Annotated in this window: 18 protein-coding genes; 14 read left to right on the top strand and 4 right to left on the bottom strand. The window is 58.7% G+C overall.

All coding sequences use genetic code 11. The features are described 5' to 3' along the window. The first annotated feature begins 38 nt into the window (after positions 1 to 38). Positions 39 to 428, top strand: a complete 390-nt coding sequence (gene mscL, locus ACX80M_RS01595; RefSeq protein ID WP_104062597.1) for a large conductance mechanosensitive channel protein MscL — start codon at positions 39 to 41, stop codon at positions 426 to 428. Positions 429 to 488: 60 nt separating this feature from the next. Here the strand turns inward: mscL and glmM are convergent, their stop codons facing one another. Continuing rightward, positions 489 to 1,850, bottom strand: a complete 1,362-nt coding sequence (gene glmM / locus ACX80M_RS01590; protein ID WP_459308461.1) for a phosphoglucosamine mutase — start codon at positions 1,848 to 1,850, stop codon at positions 489 to 491. 97 nt (positions 1,851 to 1,947) lie between these two features. Further along, the gene (locus ACX80M_RS01585) at positions 1,948 to 3,837 is read right to left on the bottom strand and encodes a DUF6541 family protein (RefSeq protein ID WP_459308538.1); all 1,890 of its coding nucleotides are present in this window, start codon (positions 3,835 to 3,837) and stop codon (positions 1,948 to 1,950) included. 140 nt (positions 3,838 to 3,977) lie between these two features. Between ACX80M_RS01585 and ACX80M_RS01580 the strand changes: the two genes are divergently transcribed. Beyond that, the gene (locus ACX80M_RS01580; protein WP_459308459.1) at positions 3,978 to 5,216 is read left to right on the top strand and encodes a bifunctional glycosyltransferase family 2/GtrA family protein; all 1,239 of its coding nucleotides are present in this window, start codon (positions 3,978 to 3,980) and stop codon (positions 5,214 to 5,216) included. 140 nt (positions 5,217 to 5,356) lie between these two features. Beyond that, positions 5,357 to 7,147 (top strand): glycosyltransferase family 39 protein, encoded by a 1,791-nt coding sequence (locus tag ACX80M_RS01575; protein WP_459308457.1) that lies wholly within the window; start codon positions 5,357 to 5,359, stop codon positions 7,145 to 7,147. Between the two features lie 316 nt (positions 7,148 to 7,463). On the opposite strand, the gene rpsI is transcribed toward ACX80M_RS01575, so the two are convergent. Then, the gene (gene rpsI / locus ACX80M_RS01570; protein ID WP_056344277.1) at positions 7,464 to 7,970 is read right to left on the bottom strand and encodes a 30S ribosomal protein S9; all 507 of its coding nucleotides are present in this window, start codon (positions 7,968 to 7,970) and stop codon (positions 7,464 to 7,466) included. 38 nt (positions 7,971 to 8,008) lie between these two features. Further along, positions 8,009 to 8,452, bottom strand: coding sequence for a 50S ribosomal protein L13 (gene rplM / locus ACX80M_RS01565; RefSeq protein ID WP_015937805.1), 444 nt, complete (start codon positions 8,450 to 8,452; stop codon positions 8,009 to 8,011). Between the two features lie 297 nt (positions 8,453 to 8,749). Between rplM and ACX80M_RS01560 the strand changes: the two genes are divergently transcribed. The 11 genes from ACX80M_RS01560 (at position 8,750) to ACX80M_RS01510 (ending at position 17,495) form a co-directional block, all read left to right on the top strand. Beyond that, a complete protein-coding gene (locus tag ACX80M_RS01560; RefSeq protein WP_459308455.1) occupies positions 8,750 to 9,415 on the top strand; it encodes a prepilin peptidase in 666 nt (221 codons plus the stop codon). Between the two features lie 320 nt (positions 9,416 to 9,735). After that, entirely contained in the window at positions 9,736 to 9,927 is a 192-nt protein-coding gene (locus ACX80M_RS01555; protein WP_459308453.1) for a Flp family type IVb pilin, read from the top strand. A gap of 96 nt (positions 9,928 to 10,023) precedes the next feature. Then, complete coding sequence (locus ACX80M_RS01550; RefSeq protein ID WP_459308451.1) at positions 10,024 to 10,218, top strand: Flp family type IVb pilin; 195 nt, start codon at positions 10,024 to 10,026, stop codon at positions 10,216 to 10,218. A gap of 135 nt (positions 10,219 to 10,353) precedes the next feature. Beyond that, on the top strand, positions 10,354 to 10,719 hold the full coding sequence (locus ACX80M_RS01545; protein ID WP_459308449.1) for a TadE/TadG family type IV pilus assembly protein: 366 nt from the start codon (positions 10,354 to 10,356) through the stop codon (positions 10,717 to 10,719). After that, entirely contained in the window at positions 10,707 to 11,759 is a 1,053-nt protein-coding gene (locus ACX80M_RS01540) for a pilus assembly protein TadG-related protein (RefSeq protein ID WP_459308447.1), read from the top strand. Before ACX80M_RS01545 ends, ACX80M_RS01540 begins: the two co-directional genes overlap by 13 nt. 48 nt (positions 11,760 to 11,807) lie before the next feature. After that, positions 11,808 to 12,536, top strand: a complete 729-nt coding sequence (gene cpaB, locus ACX80M_RS01535) for a Flp pilus assembly protein CpaB (RefSeq protein ID WP_459308445.1) — start codon at positions 11,808 to 11,810, stop codon at positions 12,534 to 12,536. Next, a complete protein-coding gene (locus tag ACX80M_RS01530; RefSeq protein WP_459308443.1) occupies positions 12,536 to 13,735 on the top strand; it encodes an AAA family ATPase in 1,200 nt (399 codons plus the stop codon). The genes cpaB and ACX80M_RS01530 overlap by 1 nt, the downstream gene beginning before the upstream one ends. After that, positions 13,732 to 15,210 (top strand): CpaF family protein, encoded by a 1,479-nt coding sequence (locus ACX80M_RS01525; RefSeq protein ID WP_459308441.1) that lies wholly within the window; start codon positions 13,732 to 13,734, stop codon positions 15,208 to 15,210. The genes ACX80M_RS01530 and ACX80M_RS01525 overlap by 4 nt, the downstream gene beginning before the upstream one ends. A 2-nt stretch (positions 15,211 to 15,212) precedes the next feature. Next, positions 15,213 to 16,154 carry a type II secretion system F family protein gene (locus ACX80M_RS01520; protein WP_459308439.1) on the top strand — a complete coding sequence of 314 codons (942 nt, stop codon included), beginning with the start codon at positions 15,213 to 15,215 and terminating at the stop codon, positions 16,152 to 16,154. Between the two features lie 9 nt (positions 16,155 to 16,163). Further along, on the top strand, positions 16,164 to 17,042 hold the full coding sequence (locus ACX80M_RS01515; RefSeq protein ID WP_459308437.1) for a type II secretion system F family protein: 879 nt from the start codon (positions 16,164 to 16,166) through the stop codon (positions 17,040 to 17,042). Positions 17,043 to 17,303: 261 nt separating this feature from the next. Further along, positions 17,304 to 17,495: a Flp family type IVb pilin gene (locus ACX80M_RS01510; RefSeq protein ID WP_459308435.1), complete on the top strand. Its 192-nt coding sequence runs from the start codon at positions 17,304 to 17,306 to the stop codon at positions 17,493 to 17,495. Positions 17,496 to 17,544 lie beyond the last annotated feature (49 nt).

Below are 17,544 nucleotides of genomic sequence, written 5' to 3'. Positions count from 1 at the left end.
TCATCCCCTGTTAACGGCAATGCGCTAGCTTGGTACTCATGCTGACAGGATTCAAGAATTTCATTATGAAGGGCAATGTCGTTGACCTTGCCGTAGCCGTTGTGATGGGTGCCGCATTCAGCTCCGTCGTGACCTCTATCGTCCAGGGCCTGCTGACGCCCCTGATCGGACGTCTGTTCAGTGCCAAGGGCGTTGAAGAGATGCAGTGGGAGGGATTCATGTATGGGTCCGTCATCTCCTCCATCATTTCTTTCGTGCTGGTGGCCGCCTCCATCTACTTCGTGGTGGTACTTCCCATGAACCACATGATCGAGCTCCGTAACCGCAAGCTGGGAATCAACAAGGACGTCAAGGAAGAGGCTGCGGAAGACCCGCAGATCGCCCTGCTTACCGAAATCCGGGATGCGCTGAAGGTCAGCGACCGCTGACAAAGGAGAATGGCCAGTCTCCCTGCGGAGGCCGGCCATTCTTTTTTGGTGCTTTCCGGGTCAGTCCGCCACAAGCTCGAGGGCAAGTTCGGTCCTGACCACCTGGGCCAGGCGTTCAGCGATGGAGTGGGCTGTTGCCTCATCCCCTGCTTCCACCATGACCCGCACTACGGGCTCGGTGCCTGAGGGGCGGAGCAGGACACGTCCGGTATCGCCCAGCTCGGCTTCGGCCAGGACCACGGCCTGCGCCAGCGCGTCGGAACTACCCACGCGGGTGCGATCAACGCCCTTGACGTTGATGAGTACCTGCGGAAGCTTGGTCATCACAGTGGCGAGCTGCTTGAGCGTCCGGCCCGTCAGGGCGACCTGCGCGGCCAGCTGGAGCCCGGTGAGGACTCCGTCGCCTGTGGTGGCGTAGTCAGCGAAGATCACGTGGCCGGACTGCTCGCCGCCGAGGTTGAATCCGCCGTCGCGCATCTCCTCAAGGACGTAGCGGTCCCCGACTCCTGTTTCGCGGATCGTGATGCCTGCTTGGCGCAGTGCGATCTTGAGACCGAGGTTGCTCATCACGGTGGCCACCAGCACATCGTCGGTGAGCTTGCCCGATGCTTTGAGGGCCACGGCCAGGATCGCCATGATCTGGTCGCCGTCCACTTCGGTGCCTTCGTGGTCCACGGCGAGGCAGCGGTCGGCGTCGCCGTCGTGGGCGATGCCGAGGTCGGCTCCGTGCTTCACCACGGCGGCTTTGAGCGGACCGAGATGGGTGGAGCCCACGCCGTCATTGATGTTGTGGCCGTCCGGCTCGGCGCCGATCACGATAACGTCGGCGCCGGCGTCCTTGAAGACCTGAGGCGAGCAGCCGCTGGCGGCCCCGTGGGCGCAGTCCAGGACAACTTTCAGCCCGTCGAGGCGGTGCGGGAGCGTCTGCAAGAGGTGGACGATGTAACGGTCCTCGGCGTCGGAGAAGCGCTGGATCCTGCCCACGTCGCTGCCGACGGGCCGCTGCGGCTCCTTACCCATCTGCTCCTCGATGGCGTTCTCCACGTCATCTGGAAGTTTCTGGCCGCCGCGCGCGAAGAACTTGATGCCGTTATCAGGGGCAGGATTGTGCGACGCCGAGATCATGACGCCGAAGTCGGCGTCGAGGTCTGCCACGAGGTAGGCCGCGGCCGGCGTCGGGAGAACCCCGGCGTCGTAGACGTCGATACCTGAGCTGGAGAGCCCCGCCTCAACGGCGGCGGCGATGAATTCCCCGCTGGCGCGCGGGTCACGCGCCACCACGGCGCGGGGCCGGGTGCCACTGGTATTGCGGTCATGACCAAGCACGACGGCGGCCGCCTGGGCCAGGTTCATCGCCAGCTCGGCAGTCAACAGGCCGTTAGCCAGGCCCCGGACACCATCTGTTCCAAATAATCTAGACATCGTGGACAAGTCTAGGCGATGGAGGCGGGGCGGCGGGTGTAGGTCCCTGACGTCGTGCTTCGCAGCGAGACCATCTCTGTGTGGTCCTGTCGTACTTCTAGGTGCCACAGCCGACAAATCTGTAGAGGACCGCCGCGCCTTGCTGGTCAACCTTGACGAAGGCCGGTGAACTTTCTGCACCGTCCAAGCCTGGGAAGTCATTGACTTCCTTGCGTTCCGGATCAATGTAGCGCCCGCCGAAATCGAGGAGGAATCGAACGTTCTCCCGCCTGGCTGCCGCGCACACCTCGGAATTCGAACGAGCTTGATTAAGCTTCTTCGATGCCAGCAGCCTGTCCTCGTTGGAACCCGTATAAGCGTGGGCAAACAGAACGCGACGATCCGCTATTGCATATGCCGTAGAACTTCCATCCCATGGGTTATTGGCCACGACAGCGCCCTCCGGTACATGGAAACTGAGCCGCTTCAACAATTCGAGCTCGTCCGGAGTCAACAGAGGTGAAGACTCATCTAGAGCGTAGGTGCGTTCTCGGCCAGGCGTCGTGTCGGAATTCGTCGGCCAGATAATGATGGATGCCGCCAGAGCGGTGATACCAATTGAAACCGCCCACTTGATCCCATTGTTTGAAAAGCGGTCGACTATCCATCCACCTGCTGCTCCGGCAAGAACCGCCCAAAACATGGGCAAGAGCGCAGCTAGGCGAGGTGGATCGCCATACCAAGCGCCAATAACAATCTGTCTAAAAATTGGATCTGGAACCGCCGCAGAGACTACGTAGAGCACAAACGCACCAGTATAGGACGCCAGGAACCACCACTCAGCACGTCGCCGGAGCAGGATCACAGTCCCAAGGAGCGTTAATGCGGCGAGCACCCATTGGATATTGCCATGGGTTGGCGAATTTACGAGGACGCTCCCAGCGGCGACCGGAAGCGAGTCGAATGGGTCCCACGTGGAGGTCCAAGGCCGCACCACAGCCCAGATCACCAGACCGGCGCTGAATAGGCTGACCCAAATCGCTGTCCACTTCAAGTATGCGTAGAGATCCGACTTTTGTTTCTTGAGGGTCCGGAACGACCGCCACGCTGCCATAACAGCGAACATGGATGAAAGCCCTACAAGAGCGACCACTCCAGACATATGCGTAAGGACCAGTCCCGGAAGACCTATGGCTACCGTAATTGCAGCCAAAGGCCATGGCATGAGGCTAGTCTTGCCGAATCTCAGGCCCGTTGCCAGAACTGCGATGAGGGGAGGTAAAAGAGCCACCGACAGCATGTAAGGAAAGAGCGGACCGAAGTCGCTCTTCTGGCTCTGCATCACGGTGAACGGGAAGGCAAAGAAGCCAGCGCTGGCAACGGCAGCGCACTGCAGTGCAATAACTTTTGGGCCAATCACCATATAGACCAGTAGCAGGACTCCAAGCGGCCAAGCGACGGCCACTATCGCAAGGTTGAGCGCATTGACCGCTTCAACCAAAGGCAATCGCGTCGCTTCAGTAATCAAAGCCGCCAGCGCGTGCCAGATCTGCGGGTACAGTCCGGACGATTCGCCCATCAGAGAGCGTACGGCGAATGGCGATCCATCGCCGGAATCCAGGATGTGCCGTACCAAATTGAGGTGGAAAGGTGTATCTATGCCCTGATTGACATTGCCCGGATGCTCGACAATCTGCACATAGCGCAGGCTCAGCAGGGATCCGCTGGTCACGAGAGCAAGCCCGTACCCGACGCCTGATCCCTGATCAACGCTCGACCAGGCAAGACTTCTCGGCCAACATCTGCGAGCCAAGGAGGCTGCGACGAGAACGAGGCCAGCCAGCATCACCGTTGCAACAGCGAACACGGCGATATTCCAGTCAACCCGCAACCACCAACAGGCAAGCGTGGAAACTGCTACGAGTGACGCCGTCAGGACGGGTGCAAGTGAAATCACCCAAACGTGCCGAAGCCCTAGCGTCCAGCCCAAAAGTAGCCCGGGTATCATGAGTACTGCGATTGCCCCTGCGAGGCCCGGTACGGCAGCAAACCAATCCATCAAGGATTACCCAAGTAATTCATAAGTATTTCCCCAAGTTCCCACTTACTGCTAGCCAGGCCCCCACGCGTGTCTATAGCATACACATTATGAAACCTAGCCATGGGGGCCTGGCGCTTGAAATTGTTGTACCGGTTTTCAATGAGGAAACTGTACTCGAAAAGAGCATCACTACGCTCGCGAACTATCTGACACTCGAAATGCCATCAACATGGAAAATTACAATTGCTGACAACGCCAGCACAGACAATACGCAGAGTATTGCCACTCGCTTGGCCGAAGCCTTGCCCAACGTATCTTATCGACGTCTAAACGCTAAGGGACGGGGCCACGCTCTTCGCGATGCCTGGAGCGCATCCGAAGCTGAAGTTCTGGCTTATTTGGATGTAGACCTCTCGACAGATCTTGCGGCCCTGCCGCCGTTGGTCGCGCCCCTGCTATCCGGCCATTCCGATATCTCCATCGGCACACGACTCGGTCAAAACTCCCGCGTCAGCCGCGGTCCGAAGCGCGAGTTCATCTCCCGCTCGTACAACTTTTTACTGAAACGCACCATGCAGGTGCGGTTCTCCGATGCGCAGTGTGGATTTAAGGCCATCCGCGCAGATGTTGCCAGAAGATTACTTCCTCATGTGGAGGACAACGGCTGGTTCTTTGATACTGAGCTCCTGATTATCGCGGAACGATCGGGCCTTCGGATTCATGAGATTCCAGTGGACTGGGTAGATGACCCCGACAGCCGAGTGGACATCCGGCAGACTGCGATCGATGACGTCCGCGGACTCATCCGCGTCGCAGGTTCCTTGGTAAGGGGCTCGATTCCCGTTCAAGCAATCTACGCCGAGCTAGGACGGCGTCCTATCGTTCCCCAGTCACGGCCTAGCTTCTTTGGTCAGGTGATTAGGTTCGGCATGGTGGGAACCATTTCCACCATGGCCTTCGCTCTTTTGTTCATGCTATTCCAAGGCCCCCTTGGGGCACAGCAGGCCAATTTCTTGGCTCTCCTCCTGACCGCCGTTGGCAATACGGCGGCCAACCGCCGCTTCACATTCGGTATCAATGGGCCAGAGAAACTTTTCACCCAGCAGTTCCAAGGCTTGGTAGTGTTCGCTTTGGCTTGGTCAATCACTTCGTCATCCCTGTTAGTCCTCCATGCCATCTCGCCAAACTCTTCGTCTAGCATGGAGCTCGTGACCCTCACCGCTGCCAATGTCCTCGCGACGCTCATGCGCTTTGCGCTGCTACGGATCTGGGTATTCCGTGTTCGCAGCTCGGAGGGCACTTCCAAAGTTGCATCCCCTGGCGTCAAAACGGCGCCAGTCGCTTGAAGGCTTCAACCGACGGCCCGATGGGTTCCAATCAGATTTCGACGGAAATGCCCCCTGCCGCGAGCACACCCAAGGAACGGCGTCGATTCTCCGGACGACTGACTCGGCCGTCGTGGGACCGTGGAGCGCTATGGGCGCTTATGGCCGTCACAAGCCTGCTATATGTGTGGGGCCTGGATCATAACGGCTGGGCGAATTCGTACTATTCTGCGGCAGCCATGGCAGGTTCTCAGGACTGGACAGCTTTCTTTTTCTCCTCTTCTGACCCCGGCAACGCAATAAGCGTGGACAAGCCTCCGCTCAGCCTTTGGGTGATGTCCGCTTCTGTGTGGGCCTTTGGTCTGAGTCCTTGGAGCATCTTGGTACCACAAGCAGTCATGGGCGTCGCGAGCGTCTATTTGCTTTACCGGATGGTACAATCTTATGTCAGCGCGGCCAGCGGACTGCTGGCAGCGGCATTTTTCGCTGTGACGCCGGTGGCAACGGTAATGTTCCGCTACAACAACCCGGATGCACTGCTCACGCTACTGATGATCGGAGTGGCCTACTCGGCGCTGGAATCAATCCGCCGTAGCAGCCCCCGGTGGCTTATCTTGGCAGGGGCCCTCACCGGGGCCGCTTTGCTAACCAAGCAGCTGCAAGTAGCACTGGTGCTGCCAGCTGTTGGCGTGGCCTACCTGATGTTCGCCACTGCACCCTTCGCAAAGCGCGTGCTTCATCTCTCGGGCGCCCTTCTCGCGGCTGCCATTGCGGGGGGCTGGTGGTTCGTGCTTGTGCAACTGACCCCTTCTTCAAGTCGTCCTTTCGTTGGAGGATCACGCCTCAACAGTGCGGTGGAACTGACGCTGGGCTACAACGGCTTGGATCGCCTTACCGGCGAGGACGCCAGCCGCACCATGTCTCCCGCAGCGGTCGACTTAGCGGAAAAACTGGAGCCAGGGTTCCAACGGTTCCTTCAGCCGCAGTTCACCGGACAGTTCGGGTGGTTTCTGCCGCTCGCCATCGCTGGGCTGTGCATTGCCATCTGGCATGTGCGACGACGTAGTGGCAGCAGGCCGTATCGTGCATTCCTCGTACTTTGTGGAGTCTGGTTCTTGTGCTCCGCCATCGTGCTCGCCTTCATGTCTGGCATCGTCCATCCCTATTACGCACTCACGGCAATCCCCCCGTTGTGTGGCCTCGCTGCCATAGGTCTCATGCACATGTACCGCCTGCGGAGCCTCCGGAATATTCGGTTAGCGCTGGCCGTCGCGCTCCTCGGCACCATGGTCCTCGGCTTCCTTTCCGCCGTTCGCTCGACTGCTGATTTCCCAGTGGGCCCTCAAATTGTCCTGGTCCTGTGGTCAATCACTATCGCGCTTCAGCTCGTTCCTCCACCTAAGCCTGTCCTTCGAACCATCTCCACGGGCCTCCTCGCAGTCACACTGATGGCTGGGCCAGTGCTGTGGTCGGTCAATACAGTCCTAAGCCCGCACGCGGGTGCAGGAGTCGTCGCTGGGCCAAGTATTCTGGGCATCCGAACGGACCATCCTGATCGCCAGCAATTGGGATCGAATGTGCCGCCAAGCTTCGTGGCAGTGATGTTTGGTGAACTACCGGAAACGGGAGTCGTTTCCCGGCTCCTCGAAACACCCACCAGCACAACCTGGGCAGCCGCCATGGTGGGATCAGAGACAGCAGCGAATTACCAACTGGAGAGCAAACGATCGATGCTACCCATTGGTGGCTTTGATGGCACGGATCCGTTTCCCACACTCGAACAGTTTCAGACAATGGTGGACGACAGACAAGTGGGCGCACTGGTCATCCAGGAACTACCTCCCTTGACGCTTGAAGGCCGTGGCGAGTCCGCAAGAATCGTCGAGTGGGTCAGAGCTCGGTACGATGCAGAGCAAATCGGCACCGCCCAGTACTTCAACCTGGTGCCGTGACCCTCGAAGTTGGGCAGGTGGGCCGGGATTCCGACCTTCTGCTCACACCAGTTCATATGCACATCGCGTCGTTCGCCAACGAGCGCCCCTGCTGCTACTCCAGTGGGCAGGTCAGGTTTTTCCTGAACCTTCCGCAGGCTCCTTACGCCCGAACAGAAATCATCTCAAGACTCGGGTAGACCCGCTGGCATCAGCGGACCATTCTCGGTCCACGTTCGCATCAATACCGTTCACACAAAAGCAAAATGCCGTTTTCGGAGCATACGCGCAGAAGCCCGCCCCACCAATGGCGGGACGGGCTTCTGTATAAGCGGGTTTAGCGCTTGGAGTACTGCTGAGCCTTGCGGGCCTTCTTAAGACCGGCCTTCTTACGCTCGATGACGCGTGCGTCACGGCGCAGGTAACCGGCCTTCTTCAGGGTGGCGCGGTTGTTCTCGGTGTCGATCTCGTTCAGTGAACGGGCGATGCCGAGGCGCAGGGCACCGGCCTGGCCGGAGATGCCGCCACCGTGGATGCGGGCAATGACGTCGTAGGCGCCGTCAAGATCTAGGATCTTGAAGGGCTCGTTGACATCCTGCTGATGCAGCTTGTTCGGGAAGTAGTTGTCCAGCGCGCGGCCGTTGATGGTCCACTTGCCGGTGCCGGGTACGATGCGTACGCGGGCAACAGCTTCCTTGCGGCGGCCAACTGCGGCGCCGGCGACGGTCAGTGCCGGGCGTTCCTTCTTCGGCGCTTCTGCTTCTGCAGGACCGCTCTCCGAGGTGTAGCTGGTCGGGTTTTCCTCAGCCACAACGGCCTCGGTGGTCTCTTCGTTCTGAGCCACGATTCTCCTTGTATAGATAAGTTGTTTGGTGGCCAGGACTACTGGGCGACCTGGGTAATTTCGAACGTCTTGGGCTGCTGGGCGGCGTGCGGGTGCTCTGCACCGCGGTACACCTTCAGCTTGCCCAGCTGCTGTGCAGCGAGGGAGTTCTTCGGGAGCATGCCCTTGATGGCCTTCTCAACGGCGCGGACCGGGTTGGATTCCAGGAGTTCCGCGTAGTTGACGGAGGTCAGGCCGCCCGGGTAGCCGGAGTGGCGGTATGCGCGCTTCTGCTCCAGCTTGGCGCCGGTCAGGGCTACCTTCTCAGCGTTGATGATGATGACGAAGTCGCCCATGTCCATGTGGGACGCAAAGGTGGCCTTGTGCTTGCCGCGCAGCAGGATTGCGGTCTGGCTCGCGAGACGACCAAGGACAACGTCTGTGGCGTCAATGACGTGCCACTGGCGGTTGATATCGCCGGGCTTCGGGGTGTACGTACGCACGGTTTTTGCCTCGTTCTTGTTCTGGCGTTCTTGTTTAGGTGTCACTCAAGCGTGTGCACCTACTATCTATGCGCTACCGGAACAGAGGTGAGGGCTCCATGTAACCAGTCATCCTGAGGTCCCGAATGTGCCCTTTGAGTAGTTATCCTGCAACCGGATTCTCAAGCGGGCACGCATCATCGAGAAAGGACACGCACAACGACTACCAATGTTAGCTTGAACCGGGCCCCAGGGTCAAAATGGGGTAGCCGGATGCTCCGTCGCCACACTCCGGCCTGACAAAAGCGGGGGAACTCAGTGATTTCTTTGGACAATGCCGGTCCGGCCGGCCCGCTGCTGGTGGCCGGGATCGCACTCCTGGGACTCATTCTTTCACCCCTGGCCGAGCTGGCCATTGCCAGGCTCCTCCCCCGCCTCGGCGGACTGCCTGCGATCCGTACCAGGATCACGACGGCGATCATCACCTCCATAGTCTGCGCCGCCTTCACACTGAGGTTTGGGGCTGAGCCCTGGCTGCCGGCGTTTATCTTTCTTGCCGTTCTGGGTGTCCAATTGGCAAGAATTGACATCTCGCTTCATTTGCTGCCGAATCCACTCGTTCTATTCCTGCTTTTGGGTGGCCTTTCGTTATTCCTAGCCTCCCTTCTTGCCGAATTACAGTGGGCCAACATCCTTCGAGCAGCGGCCGGCGCTGCAATTTTGTTCGCGATCTACCTGATTCTGGCCCTTATCTCCCCCGGCGGCATTGGAATGGGTGACGTCAAGCTGGCAGGACCGATCGGGCTCTACTTGGGGTACCTAGGTTGGACGCAACTGCTGTACGGCGGCCTGCTGGGGTTCGTACTGAACGGCGTTGTCACCTTGCTCGTAGTACGCAAGAACCGTGTTGAACGGGCCTCAGAAGTGGCTCACGGTCCCTCCATGCTCGCTGCAACCGCGGGCGTCGCAGTCTTTTTGCTCTAGTCCGGGGTCCCTGCAGCACGCTAATCCTCCCTGTTGCACTCGAAGTAAATCCAAGTGGAGGACTGGGCGTTAATGCCGTTTATGTGAGTACTGGCGCGGGGGTTTCGAGTACGCGCTCAAGACACCCTTCGGAAAGTCGAGTACTACTACGCATTGTTGCCCGCGTTACGCCGGTGCCAATCTTTTCTTAGCGAAGTCCAGCCGCTAAGGAATTATGGGGGCAGCTGGAAATTCGTTGAAAAAAATATCCCAATCAATTTCATCGAATTAAGGATTCTTAAAATGACTTCTCTTATNTCATCGAATTAAGGATTCTTAAAATGACTTCTCTTATGGTCTCAATGACTGCTTTCATTGCCGGCGTCAAGAACCGACTCACGTCAGAAAAAGGCGCAACCATGGTTGAGTACGGCATCATGGTCGCCTTTATCGCCGTCGTCGTGATGGCTGCAGTCATCATCCTGGGTCCGCAGATCGCCGGCCTCTTCACTCGGGTATCAAACGCCCTTTAGGCTCCGACGCCGGCGGTGGACGAACAGCGGAATCGCTGACCTTCGTTCTCACCGCCGGCCCAGGACCTTCCTACATGTATGTAAGGGGAAGAAGAAATGAACGCTTTCATCGCCACTATCAGTTCCGTTTTTCACACCGCCAAGGCCCGGCTCAGCGCCGACGAAAAAGGCGCAACCATGGTTGAGTACGGCATCATGGTCGCCTTTATCGCCGTCCTGGTCATGGCCGCAGTCATCATCCTGGGTCCGCAGATCGCCGGCCTCTTCACTTCAGTTTCCAACGCCATCTAGCAGTGCAGCGGCTCTGGTGGTGGCCAATAAGGGAGCCACCAGAGCCCGCCAATCCATTGTCGAAATTCTTACTGGGCATTCTGGGAGACCGACGTGAAGTCAAGTACGAAAGAAAGAGGCGCTGTAGCAGTGGAGATGGCAATTGTCCTTCCACTGCTGCTGCTGATCCTCTTAGGAATCATAGAGTTCGGCCGGGCTTACAACGTCCAAGTCTCCCTCACCCATGGGGCACGCGAGGGCACGCGCCACGCGGCCATCCACTACAACAAAGCAACCCTGGACGTAGAAGGTGCGGTACTCGCAGCAGCGCCCTCACTCCAGGATCTAGGCGTAGCGGTCGCGGACAACGCAAGCGGCTGCCCCTCAAGTTCTGACGTGCAGGTAACTACCAACGTGACCTTGCCGTCACTCACCGGCTTTCTAGATGCCGGCTTCTTCGGTGCCCCTGGCATCTTCCCATTGACATTGACTGGAGTAGGGGTGATGAGATGCGGTGGCTAACCCGGCACTCTTTGTCGAACACAAAGTCTTCAAGCAAGATTCAAGACTCCCAGAAGGGCGCGGCAACCGTCATGGTCGCCGTGCTCATGGTGGCGCTCCTGGGCATGGCGGCCCTTGCTGTGGACGTGGGGGCGATGTACTCAGAAAGAGCGCAGCTGCAAAACGGCGCCGACTTTTCTGCCCTGGCGGTCGCCGACGACTGTGCGAACGGGGACTGCGGCGATTTCATGGCAACAGGCAACGACTTGGCCAACGGTAACGCCAACGACAGTTCCAGCGGAATCGCAGCCATAACGTTCCCAGACGCCAACACGGTCCGCGTCGAAACGAACGCCCGTGAGGCTGGCTCCGGCGATGATCACTTTTCACTCTTCTTTGCCCGTGTCATGGGCATCGACACTGCGGAGATCACCGCCGTCGCTGAAGCTTCCTGGGGCCCACCGAACGCTGGTTCCACGTTGCCATGGACTGTCAGTGAGTGCGTCTTTAGAAAGCAGCTCTCCGCGAGCCAGCTCGCAGAATTGGACTCCACGGGGGATTTCACTGGAGATCCCTCCGCAACCCACATTCTGCTGCGGTACGACGAAAGGGCGCCAGTGGTCCCCGGGTGTGCCGCAGAAAACGGATACCGACCTGGCGGCTTCGGATGGTTGGAGGTTTCTCGTGGCTGTTCGGCGGACATTGACCTTAATTCCGACGTTGACGGTCAGCCCGGAAACCACTTTCCAACGGAACATGAGTGCGATGCCATCCTGGCCAACATCATGGACGAGCCTGCGTTGATTCCACTCTTCGATTCCAATTCGGGCAACGGCAACAACACCGTCTATTCGCTAATAGGCTTCGCCGCCTTTCAAGTAACGGGTTACAAGTTTGGCGGCCCCTCAGTCACCCACGTCGACCCGGCCGCCCCGAGCTGCACAGGCAACTGCCGAGGCCTCCAGGGCTTTTTCGCCCGCTTCGTTTCTCTCGGGGAGTACTCCCTTTCGACCGGTGGCGGTCCCAACTACGGAGGAACCGTGGTGGCTCTCACCGAATAACGGAATGTAGTTTCTCTCATCCAACACATCTATGAAGGAGTTACTGAAGTGAAAACACGCCTACTGGGAGGCTTAGCCGCATTACTGCTGGCAGTAGTTGGAGCCGTTCTCCTCTTTGTTTACGTACAAGGCGCGGCAGCCCGCGCCCAAGAAGGGCTTGAACCTGTAAACGTCCTCGTCGTTACGGAACGCGTTCCTCTTGGAACGAAAATCTCGGACCTCGCGGGAAAGGTCAAGACCGAGGCCCTGCCGAAATCGGCCGTGCCGGAAGGCGCTCTCGTGACGTTGGATGGCCAGGACGGGAAGGTCACCTCCGCTGGCCTTGAGCCAGGAGAGCAATTGCTGGCCGCGCGCCTCGTGGATCCCCGCGACCTGGTGCCGGGTACAGTGCCGGTGCCGGAAGGAATGGAAGAAGTTACTTTCCTGCTTGCTCCGGAACGTATCCTTGGCGGCAGAGTGGATGCTGGCGACACGGTCACTGTCTATTCATCGTTCGATAGCGGAGACCAACCGTCCACAGGACTTCTTTTCCACGACGTCCTTGTCACAGCTGTACAAAAAGCGGCAACCGAGACGAAGAACAGCACCGGTTCAAGCTCCACGGAGAAGACGGTAGAGATGCCAAACGGTTCGGCCTTCATCACCGTCGCCAGGAGTGACGCAGACGCAGCAAAACTGGTCTTCGGTGCTGAATTCGGAACCCTCTGGCTCGCCAAGCAAACCGACACCACAGCTAAGACGGATCCCCCTGTCACAACTTTCGGTGGTCTGTACTGATGAGCCGCTTTGTGGCTATCACCGCAGTCCGCGATTTTGAAGGACGTGTTCGCCAGGCAATCACGGGGGCGCTCCACGGGGAGTTGCAGACCCTCTCTCCTGAGGTGCTGTCGGGCGGTCCCGACGATGTTTTCAAGCAACTCAACGGGGCACCGCCTGAGGTACTTATCCTCGGCCCAGGAGTCACCTCTGACGATGCATTGAAGCTGGCAACGGTATTCGACCTTCAGTATCCCGAGATCAGCCTTCTTCTCATCGCAGAACCCAACCCCGACCTGGTACTGCGCGCGATGCACTCCGGAATAAGGGACGTTGTCACATCAGAGATCGGCGTCAACGAACTCCGGGTACTCCTGGAGCGGGCCTGTCTTGCATCTGCCAGTCGGCGCCGCGGCATGGGTCCTGCGGCTGAGGGAGGCCAGGATCGTGGAAGGGTTATAGCGGTGATGTCGCCCAAGGGCGGCGTTGGCAAAACCACCGTTGCCACAAATCTGGCCATCGGTCTGGGCAAAGTAGCTCCGATGAGTGTGGTCATAGTCGATTTGGACCTTCAGTTTGGTGACGTTGCTTCGGGCCTGCTTCTGGAACCGGAACACTCGATCACCGAGGCAGTTCACGGGGCCGCGTCACAGGACTCCATGGTGTTGAAGGCGTTCCTTACCGTCCATCCTGCAGGGATCTATGCCTTGTGTGGACCCAGAACGCCAGCGGAGTCGGACTACATCACGGCGGACCACGTCAGCCGCCTCATCAATCAGCTGGCCAGCGAGTTCAAGTACGTAGTGGTGGACACTGCCCCAGGACTCGGCGAGCATTGCCTGGCCACACTGGAGCTGGCCACGGACGGAGTCTGGGTATGCGGGATGGACGTGCCCAGTATCCGTGGCCTCCATAAGTGCTTTGGAGTGTTGAGAGAACTTCAGCTTCTCCCCCAGGGCCGTCACACTGTATTGAATTTTGCCGACCGGAAGAGTGGCATATCAGTCCAGGATGTTGAAGCAACGATTGGCGTGCCAATTGATGCAGTGATTCCCCGCTCCCGGACGCTTCCATTTTCAACGAATCGCGGCGTACCAATACTCCAGAGCAACACAAGGGATTCAGCCTCCAAAGGCCTCAAGAAACTGGTGGATCGGTTCGATCCGGCGTGGGTTTCTTCCACACACAATAAGCTGCACCGACGGGTGGTTGTCTCGTGAAACTGTCAGATCGCCTTTCCAAGATAAGCAATAACGTTGAGGTGTCCACGCCGTCCGGACCCGAGACTGAGCCGCCCGTAGCTGCTCCAGTCCCGTTCTCGCTCCCGGCACCATCGTCGCCATCCCCGGTTCTCGGAATGTTGTCGACGTCGGCGTCCCCTGGTGGGGGGAACCCAGCACCTGCTGTAGATGCCCTCGCTGGCCTCAAGCAACGGGCCGCGCAGGCCCTGTTTGAGCGCATGGGCACCCGCTTCGGTGATGCGACGTCATCCGAGGATGGACTTCGCGCCAAAGCGGTGGAGGAACTTTCAACAGTCATCGACCAGGAACAGGTTCCGTTGTCTCCTGAAGAGCGGCGGCGGCTGATCCGCGAGATTGCGGACGAGGTGATGGGCTACGGCCCCCTGCAGCGTCTGCTGGAAGATCCGTCCGTCACAGAAATAATGGTCAACCGATTCGACCAGATCTACGTCGAACGTCACGGACACATCACATTGACGGGTTCGCGCTTCAGCTCCGACGACCACCTCAGGACTGTCATCGAACGGATCGTGTCGCGGGTTGGGCGCCGAATCGACGAAAGTTCGCCGCTGGTTGATGCCCGGCTTGAGGATGGCTCCCGCGTCAACGCGATAATCCCGCCACTCGCCGTCAACGGGCCGTCCCTCACCATCCGAAAGTTCAGCCATGTGCCTTTGACGGTCCAGAACCTGATCGATTGGGGCTCCATTACACCGGACATGGCCGAGTTGCTCAGCGCCTGTGTGCGGGCGCGTCTGAATATCATCGTCTCGGGCGGAACAGGCACGGGCAAAACTACGCTGCTCAATGTGCTGTCCTCGTTCATCCCTGAGGATGACCGCATCGTGACCATAGAAGATGCTGTCGAGTTGCAACTGCAGCAGGAGCACGTAGTCCGTCTGGAAAGCCGGCCGCCGAACATTGAGGGCAAGGGCGCAGTCGGCATCCGCGATCTCGTGCGTAACTCTCTTCGTATGCGCCCGGACCGCATTATCGTCGGTGAAGTTCGTGGCGGAGAGTCGTTGGACATGCTCCAGGCAATGAACACCGGTCACGACGGCTCATTGTCAACCGTCCACGCCAATTCTCCCCGGGATGCGATCGCTCGCTTGGAGACCCTGGTGCTGATGGCGGGGATGGACCTGCCACTTCGCGCCATTCGGGAACAAGTGTCATCGGCCGTGGACCTGATTGTTCAAGTCACCCGCCTGCGGGATGGGTCCAGGCGCGTCACTCATGTGACCGAGGTCCAGGGGATGGAAGGCGAGATCGTCACGTTGCAGGATGCCTTCCTCTTCGACTATTCCGCGGGAATGGACGCACAGGGGCGCTTCCTCGGGAAACCAGTTCCCACCGGCATACGCCCGCGATTCCTGGATCGATTCTCTGAGCTTGGGATTGGGGTTTCTCCTGCGGTATTTGGAGCTGCAGTGGCACCTATAGGGAGGCGATAGGTGTGGATACTCCCATCGTTTTCGTCCTGGCGGTTGCGCTTTGCCTCATCGCCCTGGTTCTGGTGATCTTCGTCGTCTTCAAGCCCCGCTACGGATCAATCCCCGCGGACCGACGGCGCCCGAGTACGCAGCCAGACCAGTCCACAGTGTCAAGGATGTCCCAGTCTGCTGTTACGGCAGTGGAAGGTGTGATCGGTGATTCAGGAGGTCCGTACAACCGGGAAGTACTCTATAACGCGGGCGTGAAGATGGCGCCGGCTGACTTCACCGTGGCCGTGGCCGTGGCCTCGATCCTGGTGGCCGCCTTCGGAGCTTTGATAACACATCCCATAACCGGCATCTTGCTCGGCGTCGCGACGCCATTCCTGGCAAAAGTCGGACTCAGTGTCCTCAGGGACAAACGACGGGCTAGGTTTGAAGCTCAACTCACCGACACGATCCAAATGCTCATCGGTGGGTTGCGTGTGGGACATAGCGTCCTGCGCTCCGTCGAGGCCGCTGCCCAAGAAGCTGACGCACCCACTTCGGAGGAATTCCTACGTATCGTGAACGAAACCCGGATCGGCAAGGACGCGCGTCAGGCCTTCGACGATGTGGCCGATCGCATGGACAGCGAGGATTTTCGGTGGATCTCGCAGGCCATCCAGATCAATCGCGAAGTCGGCGGTGATCTGGCGGAAGTGCTAGAGCAGGTTGCGGGAACCATACGGGAACGCAGTGAGATCAAAGGCCAGATTCGCTCCTTGAGCGCAGAAGGAAAGATGTCTGCTTATGTCCTGATGGCCATGCCAGTTGGAGTGGCCGTGATACTCGCCTTCATCAACCCTGGATACCTGAACGTATTCGTTGAGCATCCTATCGGCCTAGTGATGCTTGTCGGAGGCTTGCTGATGTTCGCGGTTGGCGGCCTCTGGATGAGCCGCGTCGTCAAGATCAAGTTCTAGGGGGACCAAATGACACCTATAGCCTTGCTACTTATTTCACTCGTAATAGTGCCTTCGTCTTACCTTGTATGGGCGCTCGTCAGTTCGGACAGGAAAGCACTCCTGGCCGTTCAAAGTAACCTGTCACAGGGTTTCGTGCAGGAAGGCAGCGTGTCCGCGCAGCGCGCCCCGGTTTTGTTGGATCTTTCCAAAAGACTGACGCCGGCGGGCTACGAAGCCAAGCTCGACCGCTGGCTGTCCTTGGCCGGGCGACCCACATCCATGCCACTGGACAGGCTGGTTATTGCAAAACCCTTGCTAGCGCTGGCCGGAGCAGCCTTCGGACTGCTCCTGTACTCCAAGGCTCCGACGCCGCAGAACATCGGTTGGGGACTCTTCCTCACGGCGTTCTTTTACTTCGTGCCTGACTTGCTGATCTACAACAAAGGCATAAAGCGCCAAAAGGATATTGAGCAAGAGCTACCTAACACCTTGGATCAGATGCTCATTTCAGTGGAGGCCGGGTTGGGCTTCGAAGCTGCAATGGCAAGGGCCGGAGGCTACGGGGGTGGAGCCCTGGCCCAGGAACTCATGCGCACGCTGCAGGACATTCAGGTAGGACGCCCTCGCCAGGAATCCTACGAGGCGATGGCAGATCGTTCTTCCGTTCAGGATCTCCGCAGCTTCGTGCGAGCAGTGGTGCAGGCGGACAAATATGGGATTGGAATTGCAAGAGTCCTGCGGACTCAGGCCAAACAGGCACGCGTAAAGCGGCGCCAGCGGGCCGAAGAAAAGGCAATGAAGCTGCCGGTGAAGGTCCTCTTTCCCCTCCTTTTGTGCATCTTCCCCGTTCTGTTCATCGTTCTCCTAGGACCGGCCGCGATCAAGATCATCGAAGCCTTCAGCTAGGCGTCACTCCCCAAGCGCCACCCGGCGCCCCAATACCGGACCCCCTCGGCACCCAGAACCGAGGGGGTCCGTTTGCGCGCCCTCACGGTGTCGATTCCAAGCATCACCGCAGAAAAGTCGCAGAGTAAGTGAAGGAAATACGCAGCTGTAGAAGCCTTTGCGCAGGATGTAGCGAGATCCGATCAACGTTGTATCAAGGGTTGCTAACTTCGTTCTAGAGCTGGTGCAGGGCCAGCCATCCGACTCGCTCAGGAGTACGAAATGCTTTCTCTTATCGCCACCCTTCAGACACTCGGTTTCAAACTCAAGAACCGCCTCGATAACGAGAAGGGTGCAACTGCTGTCGAATACGGCATCATGGTTGGCCTCATCGCCGTCGTCATCATCGTAGCTGTGAGCCTTTTGGGCACAAACCTCGACGCGCTCTTCGACAAGGTGAACGTCGCAATCTAAGCCGTCGTCGTTCCCATGTATCAATATGTGGCATCTGGCCCGGCGACGT

The sequence above is a fragment of the Pseudarthrobacter sp. MDT1-22 genome, from assembly GCF_054511035.1.
This window is presented reverse-complemented; position numbering and strand designations above follow the sequence as displayed.